A 23,603-nucleotide genomic window follows, 5' to 3' on the forward strand; every position below is an offset into this window, starting at 1 on the left:
TGCCCGGTGTTATTCGTTACTGTTGGTTCTGCCCCGTCACCACCAGCGGTATCTCTGCACGACGCAAGTCCAGGGCCGGCAACTTCGTAGGCTGACTCAGGCCCTGCAGCACCCTGGCATCGTAATCATAAATGTCGGGCTTGAACGTCACCCGCCCGTCATTGCTCAAGTCCACGGTCCAGTAAGCCAACAACACTGGCACTTTCACCGGCAGCAGGACGTTCTCGGTCCGGCCATTGGCCAATTGCTTCTGGATGCCGGCGCTGTTCCAGCGCACCGGGTCGTTGAACAACAACTCGACCAGTTGCAGCGGGTTTTCCACGCGGATGCAGCCTGAACTGGTGGCCCGGACCGTTTTGGCAAACAGTTCGCGGTGCGGCGTGTCATGCAGGTAAATCGCATAGTCGTTGGGGAAACGGATGACCACCTGCCCCAGCGAACTGTCGGGGCCAGCATCCTGACGCAGGTGGATGCCCCGCGGGTTGCTCCAGTCGACACTCGACGGATCGAGCACATTGCCTTCGCGATCAAGCACGCGAATCCGGTTGGCCGCCAGATAGCCCGGATCGTTCTGGACTTTTGGAATCACGTCCTGCTTGAGAATGGTCGGCGGCACGGTCCAGGTCGGGTTGAACGTGATGTAGGTGATTTCGGCCTGGAATACCGGCGTACTGCGCACCGGTTTACCGACTTGCACCCGCGAACGCCAGATCGGCAGACCGTCGCGGTACATCGCCACCTTATAGCCGGCGATATCGACGATCACGAAGGTGCCCTGAAGCTTGTACAACAGCCACCGGGCGCGCTCCATGTTGACCCGCACCTGATCGATCCGCGCCGCGACCGGCACGTTCAGTGCCGCCAGCGTCGCCGCCCCCGCCACGCCATCGGCCCCCAGGTATTGCTCGGCCTGATATTTCTTCACCGCGGCAATGACCTTATCGTCGTAGCCGGCTTTTTTCGACAGGTGCGGGTCCAGGTAACCGCCCGCCACCAGGCGCGCACGCAGTTGTGAGACCGCCACCCCGTCCATACCGGGCTTGAGCGATTGACCTTCGGTGACTTTCGGCCAGCCGCCCGCATCCTGGACCTGACGCAACCGGGCCAGGCCTTCACGCAAATTGCGGTAAATCTCTTCCTGAGGCGGTGCATCGGCGAATGCACGCGCCACGTCGTGGGCATCGAGGGCGGCAAACAGATTGTTAATGTCTTCGTGGGCATCGCCGCCGGCAGGTTCGAAATTCCAGTGAATGTCCAGCCGCGACGGATCGACCTTGCCCCGTCGCAGTTGCAGCAGCGCGGTGATGAAGGTGCGGGTCGCCGCCATGTCGAACATCGCCCGTTGCGCCGTGGATGGCATGGCCGCCACCAGCGATTCATGGGCCTGGGCCAGTTCGGCTATGCGGAAATCCGATGGGTTCAGGCCGTCGATCCGGGTGTCTTCGAGGCTCTTGAGCAATTGCGCCACGTCACGATCGTCCGTCCACGCGGCGCGATAGTTGCGATGCATATAGAAATCCAGCACCACCCGGCTGACATCCACACGCTGATGGCGCCTGGAGGTGAGCAACGGCGGAAAGGCCGAGCGCAGCGGTTCGAGCGTCGCTTGAATCGCTTGGCCGACCGCGTCGTCGGGCGCCGCGGCATCGATTGTGCTGCTCGGCGCAGATACCGGCTCAATCGGCGAAGTTTGCCCAAACGCCGCACCGCTGATCAGAAAGCCCATAAAAAATATGCGGCTTATGACGAATGACCTTGTTAATTGCACCATGGATAATCCTTAATCCTCCGTTTCAAACGGCTAGCTTTCCACTCGCTGCTAGACTCGAAATTATCATGATGAGACCCGACTATGGCGCTAAACCGCTTTGGCCTTTTATTTGCCATTTTACTGACGTGCCTTTCAGTAACGTCAGCCTACGCCGATTCGCTTGAAAACGCGCTGGTCAAAGCAGCACCCGGCGCCGACGCCAAAGTGATTGCCCTGGCCGTTCGCGCCACCCAATGCAGCCGCGCCCAGGGTGTCGCCCCCGCCCAACGACTGGCGGTGATCGATTACTCCCTGCCCTCGACCGAACAACGCCTGTGGGTCTTCGATCTTAAGCGGCGCAAGTTGCTGTTTCACGAACTCGTCGCCCATGGTCGCAACAGCGGTGAAAACATGGCCACGCTGTTTTCCAACCGCAACGAAAGCCACGCCACCAGCCTCGGCCTGTTCCGCACCCAGCAAAGCTACCTCGGCCAGAACGGTTACTCGTTGCGCATGGAAGGCCTGGAGCCCGGCTTCAACGACAACGCCTTTGACCGGGCCATCGTCATTCACGGCGCGCCCTATGTCAGCCCGGTGCTGGCCCGCGCCAATGGCCGTATCGGCCGCAGCCTGGGTTGCCCCGCCGTCAGACCGGCGATTGCCCATCGGCTGATTGATTCGATGAAGGACGGGCAGTTGCTGTTTTCCTACTACCCGGACCAACGCTGGCTGAAGTCGTCGTCCTACATCAACTGCGGCGGCGACACCGTGGCCTCTAGGGAAAAGTCCACTTCAAGCCAGAAAACGACGCCCAACCTGTCAAAACTGTAATCTTCGCCTCAGCCTGCTGAAAGCACCGCCCGCTAGACTAGTCGACAAGTTCAACAGGCTGACGGGCGGAACACACGGCATGCACTCCCACACTTCAAGACGCACCTTCGTCAAAGGCCTGGCCATCGGCGGGCTCTTCGGCGGCCTCGGGTTATGGCGCACGCCGGTCTGGGCGATCAGCAGCCCCGGCGAACCCCAGGTGCTGGCCGGTAATGATTTCGAGCTGTTCATCGGTGAATCCCCGGTCAACTTCAGCGGCAGCCCGCGCACCGCGATGACCATCAACGGCGGCATCCCCGGCCCGCTGTTGCGCTGGCGTGAAGGCGATACGGTGACGCTGCGGGTGCGCAACAGACTCAAGGACAACACCTCCATTCACTGGCACGGCATCTTGCTGCCGGCGAACATGGACGGCGTGCCGGGGCTGAGCTTCAAGGGCATCGAGCCGGGCGGCATGTACGTCTACCAGTTCACCGTGCGCCAGAACGGTACCTACTGGTATCACAGCCATTCGGGGTTTCAGGAACAATCCGGGGTCTACGGCCCGCTGGTGATCGACGCCAAGGACCCGGAGCCGTTCCAGTACGACCGCGACTACGTGGTGATGCTCAGCGACTGGACCGATGAAGACCCGGTCGGCCTGATGAAGACCCTGAAAAAACAGTCCGATTACTACAACTTCAACAAACGCACCGTGGGCGACTTCATCCACGACGTCAGCGAAAAAGGTTGGGGGCCGACCGTCGCCGACCGCAAGATGTGGGCCGAGATGAAGATGAACCCCACCGACCTGGCGGACGTCGGCGGCGCCACTTACACCTACCTGTTGAACGGCCTGGCGCCGGATTCGAACTGGACCGGGGTGTTCCGCCCGGGGGAAAAGCTGCGACTGCGCTTCATCAACGGCTCGGCCATGAGCTACTTCGACGTGCGCATCCCCGGCCTGAAAATGACCGTGGTCGCCGCCGATGGCCTGCACGTCAAACCGGTGAGCGTCGACGAGTTTCGCATTGCCGTGGCGGAAACCTTCGACGTTATCGTCGAGCCGACCGAAGCGGCCTACACCCTGTTCGCCCAGGCAATGGATCGCACCGGATACGCACGGGGCACCCTGGCGCTGAAAGCGGGACTGGTTGCGCCACTGCCGCCACTGGATCCGCGCCCCCTGGTGACCATGGATGACATGGGCATGGGCGGCATGGACCACGGCAGCATGGCAGGCATGGATCACAGCAACATGCCCGGCATGCAGTCCCACCCGGCCTCGGAAACCGACAACCCGCTGGTGGACATGCAAGCCATGTCCACCTCACCGAAACTCGACGATCCCGGCATGGGCCTGCGCAACAACGGGCGCCGCGTGCTCACCTACTCCGACCTGCGCAGCACCTTCGAAGACCCGGACGGCCGCGAGCCCGGCCGCACCATAGAGCTGCACCTGACCGGCCACATGGAAAAATTCGCCTGGTCGTTCAACGGTGTGAAGTTCTCCGATGCAGAGCCCCTGCGCCTCAAATACGGCGAGCGGCTGCGGATCGTGCTGGTCAACGACACAATGATGATGCACCCCATCCACCTGCACGGCATGTGGAGCGACCTCGAAGACGAGAACGGCCAGTTCATGGTGCGCAAACACACCATCGACATGCCACCGGGCTCCCGGCGCACCTACCGGGTCACTGCCGATGCGCTCGGCCGCTGGGCCTACCACTGCCATCTCCTGTACCACATGGAAATGGGCATGTTCCGTGAAGTTCGCGTGGAAGAATGAGGTGCACCCAATGATTCGATTCACCCCGTTTTTTTTGGCCCTCGCGACCTCGACGGCGATGGCCGCCAGCGATGACATGCAAGGCATGGATCACAGCCAGATGAACCACAGCCAGATGCAGGGCATGGACGACAATCAGATGCAAACCATGGACGAGGGCCAGATGCAGCCCGCCGCCCCCAGCGAAAGCCGTACGCCGATCCCGGTGCTGACCGACGCCGATCGCGCGGCGGTGTATGCCGATCCCGCCGGCCACCACGTACATGACAGCACGCTCAATTCATTCTTCCTCGCCGACAAACTGGAATGGCAGGACGCCGATGACGGCAGCACCCTGGCCTGGGATTTGTCCGGTTGGGTCGGCGGCGACATTGATCGCCTGTGGCTGCGCTCCGAAGGCGAACGCACCAACGGCGTGACCGAGGACGCGGAAATCCAGGCCCTGTGGGGCCACGCCATTTCCCCGTGGTGGGACGTCGTCAGCGGCGTGCGCCAGGACTTCAAACCCGGCGCCCCGCAAACCTGGGCCGCGTTCGGCGTGCAGGGCATGGCGCTGTACAACTTCGAGGCCGAAGCCACGGCCTTCATCGGCGAAGGCGGCCAGAGCGCCGTGCGGCTGGAAGGCGACTACGACATCCTGCTGACCAATCGGCTGATCCTGCAGCCGACCGTCGAACTCAACGCCTACGGCAAAAACGATCCGCAACGGGGCATCGGCTCGGGGCTGTCCAACACCGAGGCGGGTTTGCGCCTGCGCTACGAAATCCGCCGGGAATTCGCGCCCTACCTCGGCGTGACCTGGAACCGCACCTACGGCAACACCGCCGACTACGCCAACGACGAAGACGAGGACCGCGGCGAAACCCGCCTGGTGCTCGGTATTCGGATGTGGTTCTGAACAGACTCACCTAAAATCAACAACAACCGCTTCAAGCGGTAAAGGACCTTGCATGCGCATCATCAAACCCACCGCCGTCGTTATCGCGTTGCTCAGCGGCCTGCTCATGAGCACCCTCGCTCAGGCACACCCCAAACTGCTCGCCTCCACCCCAGCGGATGGCGCGGAAGGTGCGCCACCCGAGAAGATCGAACTGCACTTTTCGGAAAACCTCGTCACCCAGTTTTCCGGCGCCAAACTGCTGATGACCGAAATGGCCGGCATGGCCCACGCCCCGATGCCGGTCAAGGCCAAGGTCAGCGGCGGCAGCGATCCGAAAACCATGTTCATCACCCCGACAGCCCCCCTGGCTGCCGGCACCTACAAGGTCGAATGGCGTGCGGTGTCGTCGGACACCCACCCGATCACCGGCAACGTCACCTTCAAAGTGAAATGATCGATGAGCGACTCGGCCAACGTCGTGCTGCGGTTTGTGTTGTATGTGGATTTGATGCTGTTGTTTGGCGTGGCGCTGTTCGGGCTCTACAGCCTCAAGGGACAGGAACGGCTATCCGGCACCGTGTTGCCCTTTCACCGATTGTCGACGGCAACAGTCGGGCTCGGCGCACTGCTGTCCATCGCCGGCATGGTGCTGATGGTCCGCGCCATGAGCGGCGAATCAGACGTCACCGAGTTGCGCCCTCACCTCGAAATGATGCTGTCCGAGACAGACATGGGGTTGGCCTGGGCCGTGCGGATGATTGCGTTAGCAGTCGCGGGTTTGGCGTTGATGCTCAACCCACGCGCCCCCGGCATCAGCCTGGTGATCGCCGCCACGGCCGGCGGCATCGCCCTCGCCAGCCTGGCCTGGAGCGGGCATGGCGCCATGGACGACGGCAGCCGCCGTTTCTGGCACTTTACAACGGACATCCTGCACCTGTTGGCCGCCGGCGCCTGGCTCGGTGCGCTGCTGGCGTTTGCGTTGATGGCGCAACCCCGGGCCCTGCAAACCGAAGCACACATACGCTTGTTGGCTCGCGCAGTCAGGCGATTTGAGCTTGTCGGCGCGCTGGTCGTTCTGATCATCACCGTCACGGGCGTGGTGAACTACCTGTTCATCGTCGGGCCGAAACTCGATGAGGTTTTACTCAGCCAGTACGGAGTTCTGCTGGCGATCAAAGTGCTGTTGTTTGCCGGGATGCTGGCGTTGGCGGCGCTGAACCGCTTTCATCTTGGCCCCTTGCTGGAGCGGTCGTTGCGGGAGGGCCAGTATCGCGTGGCAGCCCATGCGCTTCGGCGCAGTGTGGTAGTGGAAATGGCCGCGGCGTTTTTGATTGTGGGGTTGGTGGCGTGGTTGGGGACGTTGAGTCCGGAAATGGAGTGAGCCCTCTTCAGGGGGAAATCTCTGACACTTACGTACTGATTTAAACTTGGGCCAGCCAGGCCAGGGCAATGCCCCAGGCTGTGGGATCTTTGCTGGTAGGCATTTTCACCCTCCCGAGTACGAATTGTCTCTAAATCAGCCGTACGTCCTGACGCACTTGCCAATGAGGAACTCTTGATTCAATGTAATGACAAATGTCATTACATGAGAATCTACCCCATGGCATCTATCAACATCCGTATCGATGACGACCTCAAAGCTCGCGCCTATCTCGAACTGGAAAAACTCGGCGTCACGCCCTCTGAACTGATGCGCCAGACACTGCAATATGTGGCGGAGCGTGGTCAGTTGCCTTTCAAGCCTGTCTTGATGACTGAAGACGATGAAGCGCTATTGGCCACCGTGCGGGAACGGCTTGCATCTCCTCAACGAGTAAAGGTTTCCATAGATGACCTATAGCCTTGAGTTTGATGCCCGTGCATTGAAGGAATGGCAAAAACTTGGCGACACAGTCCGACAGCAGCTCAAAAAGAAGCTGGTGGAGATCCTGAACAATCCACGCATTGAAGCTAACCGCCTGCATGGTTTTCCCGACTGCTACAAAGTCAAACTACGTAGCAGCGGTTACCGCTTGGTCTATCAAGTGATTGACCAGGAAATTACTGTGTTTGTGGTAGCCGTGGATAAACGGGAACGTGAGCAGGCTTATCGCAAGGCGGCTGAACGCTTGAAGTAATGACGCAAGGTGTTAGCCATCCATGGGGCGCTGATTTTTTCACTCCGGTGAAAGTTTCACTACACTCCCCTTCAAAACCACTCCAGTACAAAAGCCCGATAACAATGACGAAAATCAAAAGAGCAATGATGCTCGGCGGCTTGCTCGCACTCTCCCTTGGCGCCCTGGCAGAACCTTCGCACCTGGACAGCGTCATGCAACAGGGACAACTGCGCGTCTGCACCACCGGCGACTACAAGCCCTACACCCTCAAAGCCGAGGACGGCGAATATTCCGGCATCGACATCGCCATGGCCCGCGCCCTGGCCGACAGCCTTGGCGTCAAGGTCGAGTGGGTGCCCACCACCTGGAAAACCCTGATGCCCGACATGCTCGCCGGCAAGTGCGACATCGCCATGGGCGGCATCTCGGTCACCCTGGAACGGCAGAAAAAAGCCTTCTTCAGCAGCATCCTCGACGTCGACGGCAAAATCCCCCTGGTGCGCTGCGAAGACCAGGCGCTGTACCAGACCGTCGAACAGATCAACCAGCCAACGGTTCGCCTGGTCGAACCCGCCGGCGGCACCAACGAAGCCTTCGTCCACGCCTACCTGCCCAAGGCGCAGTTGCAACTGCGCGACAACGTGAGCATCTTTCAGGAACTGCTGGATAAAAAAGCCGACGTGATGATCACCGACGCCTCGGAGGCGCTGTACCAGCAGAAGCTCAAGCCGGGCCTGTGCGCGGTCAACCCCACGCACTACATGCAATACGGCGAAAAAGCCTACCTGCTGCCCCGCGACGACATCACCTGGAAGCTGTACGTCGATCAGTGGCTGCACCTGGCCAAAGCGACAGGCAACTACCAGAAGATCCTGCGCCAGTGGCTGGCGGTGCCTGGGGGTAAATAACGGCGTGCCCGCCACTGAAATGGAGACCGCCGCCTGATCGACTGTCCCGCAAGCCGTGACGCGCCAACAGCCCGCCAAGGCTCTACCTCATGGCTTGTTAAATATCGTTACATGATTAAAACTACTATCGCACCGGTAGCAAGCCGGTCATATGCAAGACGCGTTGACACGCACCGAACGAAAACTCGGTCGATGCCTCGACCGAGCAGCCCCCTCAAAAAAGGACAGACAATGAGCAGCACGGATGAATTGCAAACCTACAACGCCAGCCCGAAATGGCAAGAACGTTTCGCTTTTTTTGATCAACACGGCAGCCCCAAAAGCCCCGATTTCAAAACGGCTTTCAAACAGTTGCCAGCGCGCAAGCGCATCCTGATCAACCTGAACTTCATCGCGTTTTTTTTCGGGCCGATCTATTTCTTCGTACTTGGGCTGTGGAAAAAGAACCTGGCAATCATCGCGATCATCGTTGCCCTTTCCTTTGCCCTGGCATTGATTTTCACCCTGCTGGGTTATGAAGAAGCGCCCAAGGCCCTTGACACCGGCATGAACGTCGCCTTTGCACTTATGTACGGATTGAGCGCCAACTACGCCTACTACCTGAAACAGGTAAAAGGTTCGCAAGGCTGGAATCCTTTTGAAGGCTTGAGGTTCGTCTGAGTCTCACCCGAAGCGCAACGGTGGAAATCACTCCACCGTTGCGCCACCGGTCAATCGTCGTGCAACAACCCCGAACTGTACTCGCCGAAGCTGTTGCCGAGCGCACTGCCATGTAAATTCAGTTGGTTGGGGTTGTGGGTCGGCCCTGGACCGAAACCGTTAGACGACTGCGAGTCATCCGGATAACGGTCATCGGTACTCACACCCGAACAGGCGCTCAACAGCACGGCGCCCGCGATCAGCGAGACTTTGATCAGGTTTGCGATCATTTTGCAGGTTCCTGTGGGTGTGGAAGCAGATTGAAGTGCTTTGGCCTGGATCCTATGCAGGTTAATGGCCAGGCATGATGAAACTTAGCGCTGCGACAGCTCCGGTTCAGGAACAGTCGAAATGTCGGCAACGCAACGCCCGTTAAATCGTCCTGGGACCCGTTCGCGCCCCACAAGCCCATTCCTGATAAACTCCCCACCTCCCAGCCTCACCGATTCCAGATCCCCCATGTCCGTAACCACCGCCACACCTGACCCGCTCTCCCGCCGTTTCTCCGTCGCGCCGATGATGGACTGGACCGACCGCCACTGCCGCTTCTTCCTGCGCCTGCTGTCGAAAAACGCCCTGCTTTACACCGAAATGGTCACCACCGGTGCCCTGCTCAATGGCGATCACGAGCGTTTCCTGCGGCACAACGAAGCCGAGCACCCGCTGGCCCTGCAGCTCGGTGGCAGTGTTCCCCTGGACCTGGCCGCGTGTGCGCGCATGGCGCAGGAGCATGGTTACGATGAGGTGAACCTGAATGTCGGCTGCCCGAGTGATCGGGTGCAGAACAATATGATCGGCGCGTGCCTGATGGGGCATCCGCAGTTGGTGGCCGATTGTGTGAAGGCGATGCGGGATGCGGTGTCGATTCCGGTGACGGTCAAGCACCGTATCGGGATCAACGGGCGGGACAGTTACGAGCAGCTGTGTGATTTCGTTGGTACGGTGCGGGATGCCGGGTGCACCAGTTTTACCGTGCATGCGCGGATTGCGATTCTGGAGGGGTTGTCGCCGAAGGAGAACCGTGACATCCCGCCCCTGCGTTATGACGTGGCGGCGCGGTTGAAAGCGGATTTTCCCGAGCTGGAGATTATCCTCAACGGCGGGATCAAGACGCTGGAGGCCTGCCACGAGCATTTGCAGACGTTCGACGGTGTGATGTTGGGCCGCGAGGCGTATCACAACCCTTATGTGATGGCCGAGGTGGACCAGCAGCTGTTCGGCAGCACGGCGCCGGTGATCACCCGTGCCGAAGCACTGGCGCAGTTGCGGCCGTATATCGCTGCACACATCGACGCCGGCGGTTCGATGCACCACATCACTCGCCATGTGCTGGGGCTGGGGACCGGGTTCCCGGGGGCGCGCAAGTTTCGGCAGTTGTTGTCGGTGGATATCCACAAGGCCAAGGAGCCCCTGGCCCTGCTGGATCAAGCTGCCGGGTTGCTTGAAGGGCGTTAATGCCGGGTTGTTCTCGCCATTTCAGCCAGGCGGTTTGATCCGCCTGGCTCGCCTGTCAGCTGGCGGCCGCTGCCGTCCAGTTCACCCAACCGAATGCCCAGGTTGCCAGGATCAACAGTCCGAAAACGATCCGGTACCACGCGAAGGCGGCATAGCTGTGGTTCGCAATGAACTTGAGCAGGCCGCGTACGGCGATCATGGCGAAGAAGAACGCTGTGACGAAGCCCAGGGCGAAAACCGGCAGGTCGCCGGCCTGGAACAACTCCCGGTACTTGTAGCCTGAATACACTGCCGCACCGACCATGGTGGGCATTGCCAGGAAGAACGAGTACTCGGTGGCGGCCTTGCGCGACAGGCCAAACAGCAAGCCGCCGATAATGGTCGATCCGGAGCGGGAAGTGCCCGGGATCATCGCCAGGCATTGCGCGAAGCCTACCTTCAGCGCATCCGACCAACGCATGTCGTCGACATGGTCGACGTGCACCACGTGGTCTCTCTGCTCCGCCCACAACATGACAATGCCGCCCACGACCAAGGCGACTGCCACGGTGATCGGGTTGAACAGGTAGTGATGAATCTGGTCGGCGAACAGGACACCCAGAACCACGGCCGGAAGAAAACCGATCAGCAAGTTCAGAGTGAATCGTTGTGCATTGCGTTGGGTCGGCAGTCCTTTGACGATCTCTGTAATCTTGCGGCGAAACTCCCAGACAACGGCAAGGATTGCGCCCAGCTGAATAATGATATTGAACGCCATGGCGCGTTCACCGCCAAATTCCAGCAAGTCCGCAACAATAATCTGGTGGCCCGTACTGGAGATCGGCAAAAACTCAGTCAGGCCCTCTACCGCGCCCAGGATCAACACTTTGAAAAGGGTCCAGAAATCCATCAATCCTCCGTCAGACCGTTCTTTGGGAACGATCCGTCAACTGCACTCAGATATTGAGTAGCTCAAGCAAAACATTCGATACATCCACACCCATTATCTGATGTAGCGAGGGAGAATATGTCTTATTAAAAGGCACACTCAAGCCATGTTAATAATCGTCCGAGTACGAACACCCTGGAAATATATTTAGGTATTTAGTGGAAAAAAGTCTCGCCACTCAATAAAGTGTGATCGCTCTCACACTATTTGTGTTTCTTAGTGGATTCAGCACCTTGGCATGAATGGTGGCACGTAGTGGGCCAAACAGTGGCAAAAGGACATAAAAAATTAATCGCCATCGTTTCAAAATAGTGGCACAATTCCATATTGCCACCATCTAACGACGATATTCCACTAGTTCAGTTCGCCGAGAAAATCAACTAAAAGCTTGAAAAGCTTAAGTATTGTTAAAAAACTCGGGAGCCACGTCTAAAATTCGCGTAAATGTTACCAATTGTCAGTCACAGATGAGAACCGGTGCTTTAACATCCCGATGTCAGCACCTATTCGAGTCAATGCATGATGCTTACAGGGAACTTAGCGACTAGAAGCCAGCGCCAGACAAACGATGAACCCGGAGTTCTCACTCTGGGTCGTACCCGTGGCGTGGCTGAACATTTTAGAGCGCTAGTCGCAAGGCATGTGCGGACCGATATGGCACTAGAGGCCAATTCCTACACTAGTTCATTCAAGAAGAATGAACGCTCTGGTTCGTATCGCGCCATCTTCATCATCATCGACAGCCCCCAGGCCCTCGAGGAAAGCCTCGCGCTAGTGGAAAACCTGCGCAACGGCAACTTGAAGCCCATCATTTGCGCGGTCATCACGGGCCGAGGCACCTACAACAAGATCAAGTACTATCTTGCGGGGGCCGACTACTGCATCAAGTTCAATACCCTTTCCGATGAAAGCTCTGAGTTGCTCGCCGAGTTCTTCAGCAGTGAAGAATGGCAAAGAGATATCAATTTGATATTGGACCCCACCCGTATTTGCCTACTGGGCACCAGCAAGAAGCTGGACATCTCCTTTGCGGAAATGAAGATCCTGGAAGCCTTTGCGCAAACCAGTAACCACATACTAAGTCACGATGAAATTGCCAACATCATGGGGCTCAACAGCAACTTTTATGACCCCAGGGCGCTGGAAAAATCGATCAGTCGCCTTCGTGGAAAAATCAAGGACACCTATGGCACAAACGCTATCCAGAGCATCCGCGGGCATGGGTACCGGTTGATGAGGGGACTGATTTCAACTCTCTGACACACCGAAAAGATGGCGCTTTAGCATCAACTTTATCAACAATACAAAGACCTCGGCTTCAGCGTTTCTTGTATTTCATACCAAAGGCACTTATCGATTCCATGACCGTGGCAACATCTAACCATAACAATAAAAGTTTATTCTATAGCAGCAGATCGAGTGGAACCCATCGAGGGCCAAATTTGGGCCCAGACCCTGCCTTTCGACTACTTCCCAGGGAGTCATTGCTCCCCTGCCGATCATCTTTTAGCCAAATTTGGTGTGTACTTCAGGAGAGAGACATGGAAACTAGTACAACCCTCCCAAGGAAATACTTTGTCGTCGTGACCCACAGCACAACGTCGCAGCGTGAACTTGAGACCATCCTGTCCAGTGAGCGCTTCAACTCGTTTGGCACCTCCCAGGCACAAATGTTTATTGAAGGCGTTGCTTCACCCTCTTCCGCTCCTGTGCTGATGGAGTTCAGCTACCCAAGCGTTTCAAGGAAAAACGTAGCGCGCAGTATCGAACATGATACACAGCGACTACTGGCGACCCTGGAATCCGAATGGCTGGCAGCGCAATCGACGAATCCATTCCACAGCATGCCGGCAACGACCGGGGCAGCCAACGATATTGCGCAAACCATTGAGGGCGACACTCCTTACAGCGAAGCCTGGCAACTCGACAAGGATCAAAGCGCCTTGGTAAAAGAGGGCGTCGAGATCAGCCTGACCGGATTGGAAGCCGCGCTGGTAAAGAAAATGCTGCACCATGAAGAGCGTGTCGTCAGTCGAGACGAACTGATCCTCAGCATCGGCAGGGAGCCGGAACAATATCGCGGCCTGGAAATGTGCCTGAGTCGACTGCAAGACAAATTCAAAATGGCCAGTAACGGTGAACGACTGTTTCGCGCAGTAAGAAATCGTGGCTATTGCCTGATCCAGGAAGTCGTGGCGTAAACACCTCCACCCTTAGCGAATAAAACAAACAGAAACAGTGCGACTACAATAATAAAAAAGCACTCTGTTTGGTTTCAACCTCCGCGCTAGTCAGACCGCCCTCATCCCCTCCCCTCCTACAATACCAAAGACCACTCTAATTATTCACCCTCTTCCATTCGACCTTTTCTAACGATCGGGTTTTCTAAAATCCTGATAGTTGGCACTTTGCCACCTTGTTAGAACTCGTCAGACAGCATCTCCGCCAATAACTTAGTCTATTGACTGACGACAGTTCGGCATATCGACGTTGTTACCTCAGGACACTCGCTATAACAACAATAACAAGTCTGTTTAACAACTCGGATTTCAACTGTCGAAACCTGAATGGACGTCTTTTGGGGATATTGTATGGATCTTACTCTTAGTATCAATCGAAACACCGGCCTCAAGGGACTTACCTTTTGGGGGCAATGGGCGCTGGCACAGGGCTTTGTAGTTTCCCTGTTGTTCATACTTGCCGAGCGGCACACTGGGACGGTCGAGTTCTATTACCGGATGTGCGCAACGCTCGCCGTACTGGCCTCGGTTCCGGCTTATACGTTCAGCGGTGTGTACCGCAAAAGAGACAATTATCTGTCAGGGCTGGGACGCCTGTTCATGGGCTGGTCCATGACGATGGCCGCGCTGGCGTGCATCGCGTTTATCTGCAAGGCCGATGAGCTGTTTTCCCGACAAGTCATCCTGGGTTGGGCGGTGTACGGTTTCCTCGGCCAGGCGTTGCTGTATGCGCCGCTGCATGCGTTCTCGAAGTTCTACCAGCGGTCACGCAAAAGCGAGCATAAAACCCTGATCGTCGGCACCGGTGAACTGGCGCTGGGATTGGCGAACAAGCTGAGCGACCTCGAAAACCTGCCGTTGGTGGGCCTGGTCAGCAACGGCGCCCCTCCCTCACTGGAGCCGGGCGCACCCAGCATCGTCGGCGCCCAGGAAGACCTGCTGGAACTGATCAAGACCCATGACATCCGTCGTTTGTACATCACCCTGCCCCTGTCGGAAGCGGCAAAAATCGAAGCCATGTACGTCGACTTGCTGGATGCCAACGTTGACGTGGTCTGGGTGCCGGACTTGAACAGCCTGACGCTGCTCAATCACTCGGTGAAAGTCGTGGACGGCCTGCCGGCGATCTACTTGAACGAAAGTCCGCTGACCAGCCGGCCCACCGCCGCGCTGAGTAAAAGCCTGGTGGAGAAAAGCGTGGCCCTGTTGGCCATTATCCTGCTGAGCCCGGTGTTGCTGGTCATCGCCCTGGCCGTGAAGCTCAACTCCCCTGGCCCGGTATTCTTCAAGCAGGACCGCCATGGCTGGAACGGCAAAGTGATTCAGGTCTGGAAGTTCCGCTCCATGCGTGTGCACGATGACCATGAGGTCAAACAGGCCAGCCGTAACGACTCGCGTATCACCGCCGTCGGACGCTTCATCCGTCGCACTTCGCTGGACGAATTGCCGCAACTGTTCAACGTGCTGCAAGGGCAAATGGCGCTGGTCGGCCCGCGCCCTCACGCCGTCGCGCACAACAACTACTACTCCGGGAAGATTCTCGCCTACATGGCGCGCCATCGAATCAAACCGGGCATCACCGGCCTGGCGCAGATCAACGGTTGCCGCGGCGAGACCGACACCATCGACAAGATGCAGAAGCGTGTCGAGATCGACCTCAAGTACATCAACAACTGGTCGTTGTGGCTGGACCTGAAGATTCTGGTGAAAACGCCGTTCACCTTGTTGTCGAAGGACATCTACTGAAGGTTTAGGGCTGCACAAGGCAACACCGCAAGGGGACGCAAGTCCCCTTTTTTGTGGCTGTGATTTGGGACTGCCCGGATTTATGGATCACCAAAAGACCAGTGTAGGAGCGAGCCTGCTCGCGATAGCGGGGTATCAGTCAACATCAATGCTGGATGTACTGACGCCATCGAGAGCAAGCCCGCTCCCACAGGGGATTGGGGGTTGTCTGGGTCTTCGGGTTGCCAAATGACCACTGCGGGAGCGTGGCTTGCCCGCGATGGCGCCGGATCAGTCAACATCAATGCTGAATGTGCTGACGCCTTCGCGAGCAAGCTCGCTCAGGTTACTCAGTGATCTTCTCGAAGTTGCGGTAGAACATGTCGTCGTCGCGGCTATCCGTCATGGAGTGCAACTGGTAGCTGCGATTGAGCCGTGCACCGCCGTCCCGGGTCAGTGGCGACCAGACGAGGTTGGCACGGCGCATGGTCGACATGCTCATCAGTTCGTCGAACGGAATGGACAGGTAGATGCCTTTGTCGAAACTACCTTCGCCATATTCAGCACCGGTTGCGGTGGTGATGGTTGCCCAGGCACCAAAGCGTACGCCGTTGGAAAACTCTCGCGAGATATCCAGCGTGCCGCCCCAGTCGCCAGCCAGGTAACGCCCGACGCTGACGGCTGCCAGCGTATCGTAGGGCAAGTCGGTGTAGCCGGTGATGTGGCCGGTCAACACCGAGTAATCACGCAAGCCAAAACCCTGGTCGAACTCGCGCTGGCGCACGTAGTTCAGGTCCGCGCCCACCGACCAGCGCTCGCCGGTCGGACGGAACAGCACCTCGCCCCCGACGCCGGCAAACATCGACTCCAGGTAGCCACCGTACACCATGCCATACAGGTCTTTGTCCAACTGCTCGGCATGGCTGACCTGGAACAACGGCATGGTGACATCCGACGTGGTCATGTACTGGCGCAAGTCCGTGCGCACGCGGGGCAAGCCGCTGGGTGCGTCATAGGTGAACTTGTCGAAGTTGTTGATCAGGTTGGCACTGAGCAAACCACTCCACCAGGTGTTGCGGTTGAAGCGGTACTCGGCGTCCGCGTCGGCGCTGAACTGATAGAGCAAGCCATCGGGGCCACCGACGTTCTGCTTGAAGCCCAGCCCGACGCCATAAGCGAATGGCTGCATCGCTTCGGTGTAGAGGGTTTTCTCGTTGTGCGGCATCGCCGGATTGATTTCGGTGGTGCGATGCAGGGCTTGCAACGGCTCTTCGTTGTTGATCACTTCGCGGAAGGTTTGCCGAGGCACGCTGGTTTCTTCAAGCGCCAGGTCGTAGCGCTTGTTCACCACGGTGAACCAGTCGATATCGTCGTTGACGCTGTTGTCCAGGATCCGGCTCGCGCGGCCGACGGCCTTGGCCGAATGGAAGTAACGCTGCTGCTCGCCATACACGATCAACTCGGAATCGCGCTGGCTGATACGCTCGACCTTGTACCCGGCATTTTGCTGCAGGCGCCGAGACACATCGGCCCAGTTGACCTGATCCATCCCGGTGCTCGGCGCCTTCGCTGGCAAGGGTTCAGCCGGCGGATCGAACGTCTTCGCCGGCGCCTTGCGGCTGGCGAAGTTGGTGTGGAAGGTGACGCCGAACATCGCCGTGTTGCCGCGCTCCCAGGCTGCGCTGAGGTCGATCGAGTCAGTTACTTTGAACACCGCGCCGAGGTTGATCGGCGAGTCCTGCTTGATCTGGTTGTCCTTCGGCTCGTGCTTGTAATCGTTGCCTTCGTATTCGAGTTTCAGGCTGAGCCGGTCCCAGGGTGTCTGGTAGCTCACGCCGCCGAAAAAGGATGGGCTGCCGCGAAAATAGGCCCCGGCGTTGACATCACCGGTGCCCTCGCTGTCGGGCCGGGTCTTGAAGCGATCACTGACGTAGCCCAGCGGGTTTTCGAAGTCGCCGCGGTTGCCCAGGTAACCCCAGGCAATGCCGGCGCTGAAATCAAAATTGTCGTAGCGCTTGTTGGCCACCACGAATTCACTGGAGAACAGGCCTGTACCACCGATGTCCCGGAAGCCCAAGGCCACTTCGGGCGCCCAATGGGTTTCTTCCCACAGGCGGGCCTTGAGGTCGACCGCCTTGTCCTTATAGCTCTGGTTGCCGCTCAACGATTCGGGGCCGTAAGGGCGGTTAGTGATCGCGGTGTAGCGAAACGAGCCTTCCAGCCACTCAAGTGGCTGAAGTGAAACGCTGTAACGGCTGTAGGGGTCGGTGCGGTTGGCATTCAGGCTCAACTCACCGGCCGGCGCCATGCGCGCCGTCGGCGTTTGCAACAAGCCCGCGCCACCGAAATCATTCTGGGTAATGCGTGGTTCTGCATGAGCCAGACCACACGGCAATAACAATACGGCTGCAAAACGTAAATTCAACGAACCACCTCAGCCAGCTGCGTGGCAATAAATTCGGCCAACTGCTGATTCAGTTCAGGGATAGGCGGATCAAGGTCATCGTTTTTGACCGGGACCAGAATCTTGCTGCCGGCGGCAGGTATCTGCCCGCTCTCGCGATTCCAGTGGGCAATGCCGACGCGCCGGGTGACGCCATTGGGCTGGATCAACCACAGGTAATCGGCGTCCGCATCGGCCAGCGGCGTGCAACCCCGCAGGTAATCGCGGGCCTCTTGCAGCGCTTGATAGGGCAACCGACACGACTCGGCGACAGCGCCGAGCACCTCGACTTCGTCGACCCGCAACGGGTAGATGAGGCGGTCGCCGTCGTCCAGGCGAATGTTGCGGGCAAACCCGACTTCCACGGCGACCGGGTCCAGGACAGCCACCTGGCGTCCGGTGACCGGCATGCGCCTGACTTGCTCGGCCAACCGCACCGCCAGGGCAGCCCGGCTCGGCCTGTCGAAAAGCATGGCCATGCGCTGCAACACGTCCAGATCGAACAGCACCCCGGCCTTGAGGCGGGTCTGTTGCTCGACCAGGGATTTACGCAGCAGTACGGCCGCCAACCAGTAACTCTCGACATTGGGTTGTGCCACGCTGATCACGTCCAGCAATCTCCCGCCCGCCGGCAGCTCGACCGCCCCCGGGTTGGCAACGTCACCGGTGACGGTGACCGCTGCATGGCTGATGCCGGTGATCAACAGCAGGCACGCCGATAGAGCCCTGACCCGCTTCACCGGGCATGCCTGCGGTCTGGGGTCAGTTGCACGATCTTGACCCGCAACTGCGAGGTCAGTTGCTGCTCACTCTGCACAATGAAACCGTCAACGGGATCGACCCAGTAACGATTGGTCGCACGCAGGCCGATGGCCGGCGCGTCAATCTGCTCATCGACACGTAGCACGGCGTATTCCTTGTTGAGGATTTCCAGGGTTTCCATGGATTTGCGGGAGAAGCGACTGTTCAAGGTCACCCCGACTTCCTGGCCCTGGTAGAGATCGATCCAGCGCTGGCTGGTGTAGCCATCGGGTACTTGATGGAGGCCTTGCTTGAAGGGCGAGACATCAGCCAGGCGCGTGCCGTCCAGATCGCCGTCCAGGCCCAGGCCGATGCTGCGCACTGCCAGGCCATCGCGCATGAGCAGAACCTGTTTGCCGGACGCGACCCAGAATTGCAGGTCGTCGCGCTCACGCACCAGCGCCAGCACACCGGAACCGGACGGCGTGGTCAGCTTGAGCTGGGGATAGCGCACATCCGCCACCTGGGCCGCCGTCACGTCCAGCTCATCCGGCCCCGACACCGCCGACTTGAGGTTGGTCACCGAAGCGACCATCAGCGGGTTACAGCCACACAACATCAAGGCCGCTATCAAGCAGACGCCAACATTCAACGTTCTCACGATCGGACCCGGCCTTAATTGCTGTTGCTGCTGACTTCACTCATGTTCTTCGCCGCGGATGCGCCCGTACCGACAATCGCTGCCGACGGCACCAATTGGCTGACGAAGCGATTCCAGCGAGTCACGTTGGCAGGACCTACGTAGACAACGTCCTGGGGACGTACTTCAAAGTGCGTGGCCAGCGCCATGGCGGTCGGTGATTGGGCTTGCAACTGGTAGACCTTCGCCGGCTCCACATCGAGGTTTTCAACACCCCTGATCACGTACACGGCGTTACCGTTGGAGGTGGTCTGACTCAATCCGCCGACCGAGCCCAGCACATCGGACAGGTTCATGGTGGCGGTCTTGAAGCTCAGTGCGCGGGGCTGGTTGACCTCGCCCATGACGTAGATGCGCTTTTTGTCGTTGTACGGCAGATACAACTGATCGCCACCCTTTAGGTAAACGTTCTGCAACTCGGAATCCGGCTGGTTGAGCGTGTCGAGATTGAGCGTGTAGACCCGCCCGTTTCGCGTCAGCAACAGGCCGGACAAGTCGGCACTCGTCGTATCGATACCGGCGGAACCGAGGGCCTCGACCACACTGAGCGGATTGGTGGAAATCGCTTGTGGACCGGCTTTCGAAACGGCGCCCGTCACCACGACTTTCTGACTGGAAAAGCGCAACACGGCGACATCCACTTGCGGTTCGGCGATGAAGGCCGACAGCCTGGCTTCGATGTCCGATCGCAGTTGCTGGACGGTTTTGCCGGCCGCCTGGACTTCTTTGATAAACGGGTAGTAGAGCGTGCCATCGGCACGCACCAGGCGACCGTTGGCATCGATCTGCTGTTGCGCGCCGGAGGGTGCGGTCAGCTCCGGGTGATCCCAGACCGTGATGTACAGGACATCGTTACTGCCGATGCGGTACTCGGCCGGGGCCGCCAACAGTTCCGTCGGCACGGACTCACGCTTTTGCGTGGCCCTGTTCATGGCGATGAGCTTGGGCGTGATCGGAATGAGCTCGACCCGGCTGCTCTCGCTGGCGCCCTGGCGCGTGATATCACTGGTGCTCAGGTATTGGCCGGGGGAAAACATGCAACCTTGTAAAGCGATGCTTGCCAACATTAAAAGAGAAAAACTACGAGTCATAATGGCACTACGCTATTCAAGGGCGAATCTAAAAACAAAGTCACCCGATTTGCATCGGGCGACCTTGTACTGCACCAACAGATGTTTCAGTTAGTTGTGCGTGCCGGTTGTACCCGTGGTACCTGTCGTACCCGTCGTACCGCCGTTTGCACTTCCACCACTGTTGGACGCCGCTACAGCACTGGCGACCATTGCTGTACTGGCTGCAGTGGCTTGAGTCGCCGCCACGTTACCCAATACATTGGTCGCAGTTGTAAGCGGCGCTTCTACCGCGGACGCCCAGTTGCTCAACATCGTCAACAGGGCAATTGCCATCACTTTCTTCATATCAACTCCTTTCTAACATTCAACCCGATCGAAATCGGGTAGTGCGTTAGAGGTGGTAGAGTTCAAGTCCGCGAAAAGTGCGGACAAGATCCGTTGTTCTTTCACAGTCTTACCCAACTGATAAAAGTCGAACGGCAGGTTTATATCTACGGACTTGCAAAAGGCATGACCAGTGTATTTTCCCGACGATATCTAACAACCTGACCGGAAATAACATTTGGCTAAAACGCCATCACCCCAGATAGCCTTTGGGGTGATTCGATTGCCAGCGCCAGGTATCCGTGACCATGTCCTGCAAGTTGCGCGTGGCCTTCCAGCCCAGCTCTTTCTCCGCCTTCGAAGGGTCGGCCCAGCTCTCGGCGATATCACCCGAGCGACGCGGCATCATTCGATAGGGCACCGGCTGACCGCACGCCTGCTCGAACGCCCGCAGCACTTGCAACACGCTGTAGCCATCGCCCGTGCCGAGGTTCCAGGTATGAATGCCGGTACGCCCGGCGATGGACTGCAAGGCCTTTAGATGGCCGTCCGCCAGGTCCACGACGTGGATGTAGTCCCGCACCCCGGTACCGTCGACCGTGGGGTAATCGTTGCCGAAGATCGATAACTCCCGCAGGCTGCCAACCGCCACCTGGCTGATGTAGGGCACCAGGTTATTCGGAATGCCACTCGGGTCTTCGCCCAGATGGCCACTGTCATGCGCCCCGATCGGGTTGAAGTAACGCAACAGCGCGATGCTCCAGCGCGGCTCGGCCAAGACCAGGTCGCGCAGCACATTCTCGACGATCAGCTTGGATTGACCGTAGGGATTGGTCGGGATGCCCGTGGGGAAATCCTCGCGGATCGGCATCTGCTCCGGCTCGCCGTATACCGTGGCCGACGAACTGAACACCAGGCGAAACACCCCGGCAGCCGCCATCGCCTGACACAGCGTGATGCTGCCGCTGACGTTGGTCTCGTAATACTCAAGGGGCTTGCGCACGCTCTCGCCCACGGCCTTGAGACCGGCAAAGTGCAGGACGGCATCGATGGCATGCTGCTGGAAAATCCTGTCCAGCAAGGCCCGATCGCACACATCACCCTGAATCATCAGCGCACTCTTGCCGCAAATGGCTTCCACCGCGTGCAATGCCGCGTCGCTGCTGTTGCAAAGATTATCCAGCACAACAACTTCATAGCCTGCCTCAAGCAGTGCGAGCGTGGTGTGCGAACCGATATATCCAGCTCCACCCGTTACCAGAATTTTCATAGCGCGGTCCATAGTGGGAAAAGTGCGAAGTTGCGTGTCAAGCCCCTCTTGTTAAAGCTGTGTGCTGAACCACACAAATAAGAGCGACAACAACCCAAAACAAAATTAGTTCAACGACTGGCAATAAATATTTTTTCAGGCCAAACTGTATTGCGGGATACTTATTAGCATTCCGACGCACGCACCACTATCAACAGATACCGACTAAAAATAACCAACAACTATCAACCCGACATCTCATAACATTGTCGTGTTATCCGCACATTGCTATTTGCCACTAGTGGCCAGACTCAGGTATTAAAGTAAGCCTTCAATAAACATTGAAACTTGCAATCACTCGTTGTTGCGCGCACCCGTTGGCTGTGTTCCATGACTGTCCAGGATACTTTTATGATTCGTAAATGTTTGTTCCCCGCTGCCGGCTATGGCACTCGTTTCTTGCCGGCGACCAAGGCCATGCCCAAGGAAATGCTGCCGATCGTCAACAAGCCGTTGATCGAGTACGCCGTCGAAGAAGCACGGGACGCCGGCCTGCAACACATGGCGATCGTCACCGGGCGGGGCAAGCGCGCGCTGGAAGACCACTTCGACATCAGCTACGAGCTGGAGCACCAGATTCGCGGCACCGAGAAAGAGAAGTTCCTGACCGGAACCCGCGAGCTCATCGACACCTGTACCTTCTCCTACACCCGCCAGGTGGAAATGAAGGGCCTGGGCCACGCCATTCTCAGTGGCCGCCCGTTGATCGGCGACGAACCCTTCGCCGTGGTACTGGCCGATGACCTGTGCCTGAACCTGGAAGGTGATGGCGTCCTCACGCAAATGATCGAGCTCTACAAGAAATTCCGCTGCTCGATCGTGGCCATCCAGGAAGTCCCCCGCGACCAGACCCACAAGTACGGCGTGATTGCCGGCGAGCCGATCTCCGACGGGATCTACCGGGTCAACAACATGGTGGAAAAACCGGCCCCGCAGGACGCCCCGTCGAACCTGGCGATCATCGGCCGCTACATTCTGACGCCAGATATCTTCGACCTGATCGCCGACACCGAACCGGGTAAAGGCGGCGAGATCCAGATCACCGACGCGCTGATGAAACAGGCGCAGAACGGCTGCGTGCTGGCCTACAAGTTCAAGGGTTTGCGCTTCGATTGCGGCGACGCCGAGGGTTACCTGCAGGCAACCAACTTCTGCTACGAAAACCTGTACCTCAAGGGCCGCTAAGACGGCTCCAGCACCCGACGCCCACTCTTCATTCAGGCAGGCCAACCATGAACATTAAAAAGCTCTCGGCATACATTGAAATGGAGGTGGGCAACCTCGGGGTGATGTCCTCGTTATCGCGACATCAGCGGTTGCCGAGCGCCAACCAGTCCTGGCTCGGCCCCACTCTGCTGGTGGAACGGATCGGTATGTTTCCCTCTTCCGGAGACATCCGCCGGCCAATGCGCGACCCCTATCCCCTGCTCGCTCACCTGAAAAGGCTTTACCGCGGGCAGGCGCTGGAAATCGATGACCGCGATGGGCTGAAAGCGATTTTCAGCGACTGGCGATTCCGGGTGCGCATTTGCTGCAACGACCCAGCCATCATCATCAACGTGGAGACCCGGTGCGCTACGCAGCTGATGCCGCTAAAAACCGCAGAGCTGCTTGCTCATCTGGAGACATTCGAAAATTGCCGCAACTCCCAGTAGGAGCTGCCGCAGGCTGCGATCTTTTGATTTTGTTTTTCCAGATCAAGTCAAAAGATCGCAGCCTGCGGCAGC

General features: G+C 58.3%; 24 protein-coding genes. 15 read left to right on the forward strand and 9 right to left on the reverse strand.

What is annotated here, in order from left to right; all coding sequences use genetic code 11:
• Positions 1 to 16: 16 nt before the first annotated feature.
• Entirely contained in the window at positions 17 to 1,771 is a 1,755-nt protein-coding gene (locus ACM6IT_RS25660) for a L,D-transpeptidase family protein (RefSeq protein ID WP_414914731.1), read from the reverse strand.
• Between the two features lie 81 nt (positions 1,772 to 1,852).
• On the opposite strand from ACM6IT_RS25660, the gene ACM6IT_RS25665 reads away from it, so the two are divergent.
• From ACM6IT_RS25665 to ACM6IT_RS25705, 9 genes are all read left to right on the forward strand, one after another.
• Positions 1,853 to 2,581 carry a murein L,D-transpeptidase catalytic domain family protein gene (locus ACM6IT_RS25665; protein ID WP_056722106.1) on the forward strand — a complete coding sequence of 243 codons (729 nt, stop codon included), beginning with the start codon at positions 1,853 to 1,855 and terminating at the stop codon, positions 2,579 to 2,581.
• A gap of 79 nt (positions 2,582 to 2,660) precedes the next feature.
• Positions 2,661 to 4,352: a copper resistance system multicopper oxidase gene (locus ACM6IT_RS25670; RefSeq protein ID WP_414918948.1), complete on the forward strand. Its 1,692-nt coding sequence runs from the start codon at positions 2,661 to 2,663 to the stop codon at positions 4,350 to 4,352.
• 10 nt (positions 4,353 to 4,362) lie between these two features.
• Positions 4,363 to 5,250, forward strand: coding sequence for a copper resistance protein B (locus ACM6IT_RS25675; protein WP_414918949.1), 888 nt, complete (start codon positions 4,363 to 4,365; stop codon positions 5,248 to 5,250).
• Positions 5,251 to 5,302: 52 nt separating this feature from the next.
• Positions 5,303 to 5,686: a copper homeostasis periplasmic binding protein CopC gene (gene copC / locus ACM6IT_RS25680; protein WP_056722101.1), complete on the forward strand. Its 384-nt coding sequence runs from the start codon at positions 5,303 to 5,305 to the stop codon at positions 5,684 to 5,686.
• A 3-nt stretch (positions 5,687 to 5,689) separates the two neighbouring features.
• Positions 5,690 to 6,613 carry a copper homeostasis membrane protein CopD gene (gene copD / locus ACM6IT_RS25685; RefSeq protein WP_414918950.1) on the forward strand — a complete coding sequence of 308 codons (924 nt, stop codon included), beginning with the start codon at positions 5,690 to 5,692 and terminating at the stop codon, positions 6,611 to 6,613.
• Positions 6,614 to 6,832: 219 nt separating this feature from the next.
• Positions 6,833 to 7,072, forward strand: a complete 240-nt coding sequence (locus ACM6IT_RS25690) for a type II toxin-antitoxin system RelB/DinJ family antitoxin (protein ID WP_223457013.1) — start codon at positions 6,833 to 6,835, stop codon at positions 7,070 to 7,072.
• Complete coding sequence (locus ACM6IT_RS25695) at positions 7,062 to 7,349, forward strand: type II toxin-antitoxin system RelE family toxin (protein WP_414918951.1); 288 nt, start codon at positions 7,062 to 7,064, stop codon at positions 7,347 to 7,349. Before ACM6IT_RS25690 ends, ACM6IT_RS25695 begins: the two co-directional genes overlap by 11 nt.
• 104 nt (positions 7,350 to 7,453) lie before the next feature.
• Positions 7,454 to 8,239, forward strand: coding sequence for a transporter substrate-binding domain-containing protein (locus ACM6IT_RS25700; RefSeq protein ID WP_414918952.1), 786 nt, complete (start codon positions 7,454 to 7,456; stop codon positions 8,237 to 8,239).
• A 231-nt stretch (positions 8,240 to 8,470) separates the two neighbouring features.
• Positions 8,471 to 8,899, forward strand: coding sequence for a DUF2628 domain-containing protein (locus ACM6IT_RS25705; protein ID WP_409079160.1), 429 nt, complete (start codon positions 8,471 to 8,473; stop codon positions 8,897 to 8,899).
• A 50-nt stretch (positions 8,900 to 8,949) separates the two neighbouring features.
• Here ACM6IT_RS25705 and ACM6IT_RS25710 read toward each other — a convergent pair whose 3' ends face one another.
• Positions 8,950 to 9,168 (reverse strand): hypothetical protein, encoded by a 219-nt coding sequence (locus ACM6IT_RS25710; protein ID WP_409079151.1) that lies wholly within the window; start codon positions 9,166 to 9,168, stop codon positions 8,950 to 8,952.
• 229 nt (positions 9,169 to 9,397) lie between these two features.
• Between ACM6IT_RS25710 and dusA the strand changes: the two genes are divergently transcribed.
• Positions 9,398 to 10,393, forward strand: a complete 996-nt coding sequence (gene dusA, locus ACM6IT_RS25715; RefSeq protein ID WP_414918953.1) for a tRNA dihydrouridine(20/20a) synthase DusA — start codon at positions 9,398 to 9,400, stop codon at positions 10,391 to 10,393.
• A 55-nt stretch (positions 10,394 to 10,448) separates the two neighbouring features.
• On the opposite strand, the gene ACM6IT_RS25720 is transcribed toward dusA, so the two are convergent.
• The gene (locus tag ACM6IT_RS25720) at positions 10,449 to 11,282 is read right to left on the reverse strand and encodes an undecaprenyl-diphosphate phosphatase (RefSeq protein ID WP_223542357.1); all 834 of its coding nucleotides are present in this window, start codon (positions 11,280 to 11,282) and stop codon (positions 10,449 to 10,451) included.
• A gap of 558 nt (positions 11,283 to 11,840) precedes the next feature.
• On the opposite strand from ACM6IT_RS25720, the gene ACM6IT_RS25725 reads away from it, so the two are divergent.
• The 3 genes from ACM6IT_RS25725 (at position 11,841) to ACM6IT_RS25735 (ending at position 15,307) form a co-directional block, all read left to right on the forward strand.
• Entirely contained in the window at positions 11,841 to 12,581 is a 741-nt protein-coding gene (locus ACM6IT_RS25725) for a winged helix-turn-helix domain-containing protein (RefSeq protein WP_056722065.1), read from the forward strand.
• Between the two features lie 281 nt (positions 12,582 to 12,862).
• A complete protein-coding gene (locus ACM6IT_RS25730) occupies positions 12,863 to 13,522 on the forward strand; it encodes a winged helix-turn-helix domain-containing protein (RefSeq protein ID WP_056722063.1) in 660 nt (219 codons plus the stop codon).
• A gap of 390 nt (positions 13,523 to 13,912) precedes the next feature.
• Positions 13,913 to 15,307 carry an undecaprenyl-phosphate glucose phosphotransferase gene (locus tag ACM6IT_RS25735; RefSeq protein WP_056722061.1) on the forward strand — a complete coding sequence of 465 codons (1,395 nt, stop codon included), beginning with the start codon at positions 13,913 to 13,915 and terminating at the stop codon, positions 15,305 to 15,307.
• 325 nt (positions 15,308 to 15,632) lie between these two features.
• Here the strand turns inward: ACM6IT_RS25735 and ACM6IT_RS25740 are convergent, their stop codons facing one another.
• The 6 genes from ACM6IT_RS25740 to galE all read right to left on the reverse strand — a co-directional run bounded on the left by ACM6IT_RS25740 (position 15,633) and on the right by galE (position 21,837).
• Positions 15,633 to 17,711 carry a YjbH domain-containing protein gene (locus ACM6IT_RS25740; protein ID WP_056722059.1) on the reverse strand — a complete coding sequence of 693 codons (2,079 nt, stop codon included), beginning with the start codon at positions 17,709 to 17,711 and terminating at the stop codon, positions 15,633 to 15,635.
• The gene (locus tag ACM6IT_RS25745; protein WP_414918954.1) at positions 17,708 to 18,469 is read right to left on the reverse strand and encodes a capsule biosynthesis GfcC family protein; all 762 of its coding nucleotides are present in this window, start codon (positions 18,467 to 18,469) and stop codon (positions 17,708 to 17,710) included. The genes ACM6IT_RS25740 and ACM6IT_RS25745 overlap by 4 nt, the downstream gene beginning before the upstream one ends.
• Positions 18,466 to 19,131, reverse strand: coding sequence for a YjbF family lipoprotein (locus ACM6IT_RS25750; RefSeq protein ID WP_082562893.1), 666 nt, complete (start codon positions 19,129 to 19,131; stop codon positions 18,466 to 18,468). Before ACM6IT_RS25750 ends, ACM6IT_RS25745 begins: the two co-directional genes overlap by 4 nt.
• 14 nt (positions 19,132 to 19,145) lie before the next feature.
• Positions 19,146 to 20,207 carry a polysaccharide biosynthesis/export family protein gene (locus ACM6IT_RS25755; protein WP_056722054.1) on the reverse strand — a complete coding sequence of 354 codons (1,062 nt, stop codon included), beginning with the start codon at positions 20,205 to 20,207 and terminating at the stop codon, positions 19,146 to 19,148.
• A gap of 144 nt (positions 20,208 to 20,351) precedes the next feature.
• Positions 20,352 to 20,588, reverse strand: a complete 237-nt coding sequence (locus ACM6IT_RS25760) for a hypothetical protein (RefSeq protein ID WP_046038091.1) — start codon at positions 20,586 to 20,588, stop codon at positions 20,352 to 20,354.
• A gap of 232 nt (positions 20,589 to 20,820) precedes the next feature.
• Positions 20,821 to 21,837, reverse strand: coding sequence for a UDP-glucose 4-epimerase GalE (gene galE, locus ACM6IT_RS25765; RefSeq protein WP_414918955.1), 1,017 nt, complete (start codon positions 21,835 to 21,837; stop codon positions 20,821 to 20,823).
• Positions 21,838 to 22,227: 390 nt separating this feature from the next.
• Between galE and galU the strand changes: the two genes are divergently transcribed.
• Together galU and ACM6IT_RS25775 are read left to right on the forward strand one after the other, a co-directional pair.
• Complete coding sequence (gene galU / locus ACM6IT_RS25770) at positions 22,228 to 23,061, forward strand: UTP--glucose-1-phosphate uridylyltransferase GalU (protein ID WP_414918956.1); 834 nt, start codon at positions 22,228 to 22,230, stop codon at positions 23,059 to 23,061.
• A gap of 47 nt (positions 23,062 to 23,108) precedes the next feature.
• Entirely contained in the window at positions 23,109 to 23,531 is a 423-nt protein-coding gene (locus tag ACM6IT_RS25775) for a mannose-1-phosphate guanylyltransferase (RefSeq protein WP_414914713.1), read from the forward strand.
• Positions 23,532 to 23,603 lie beyond the last annotated feature (72 nt).

It is taken from the genome of Pseudomonas sp. IT-P4 (assembly GCF_949767755.1).
In the GTDB taxonomy this organism is placed as follows: Bacteria; Pseudomonadota; Gammaproteobacteria; order Pseudomonadales; family Pseudomonadaceae; genus Aquipseudomonas; species Aquipseudomonas monachiensis.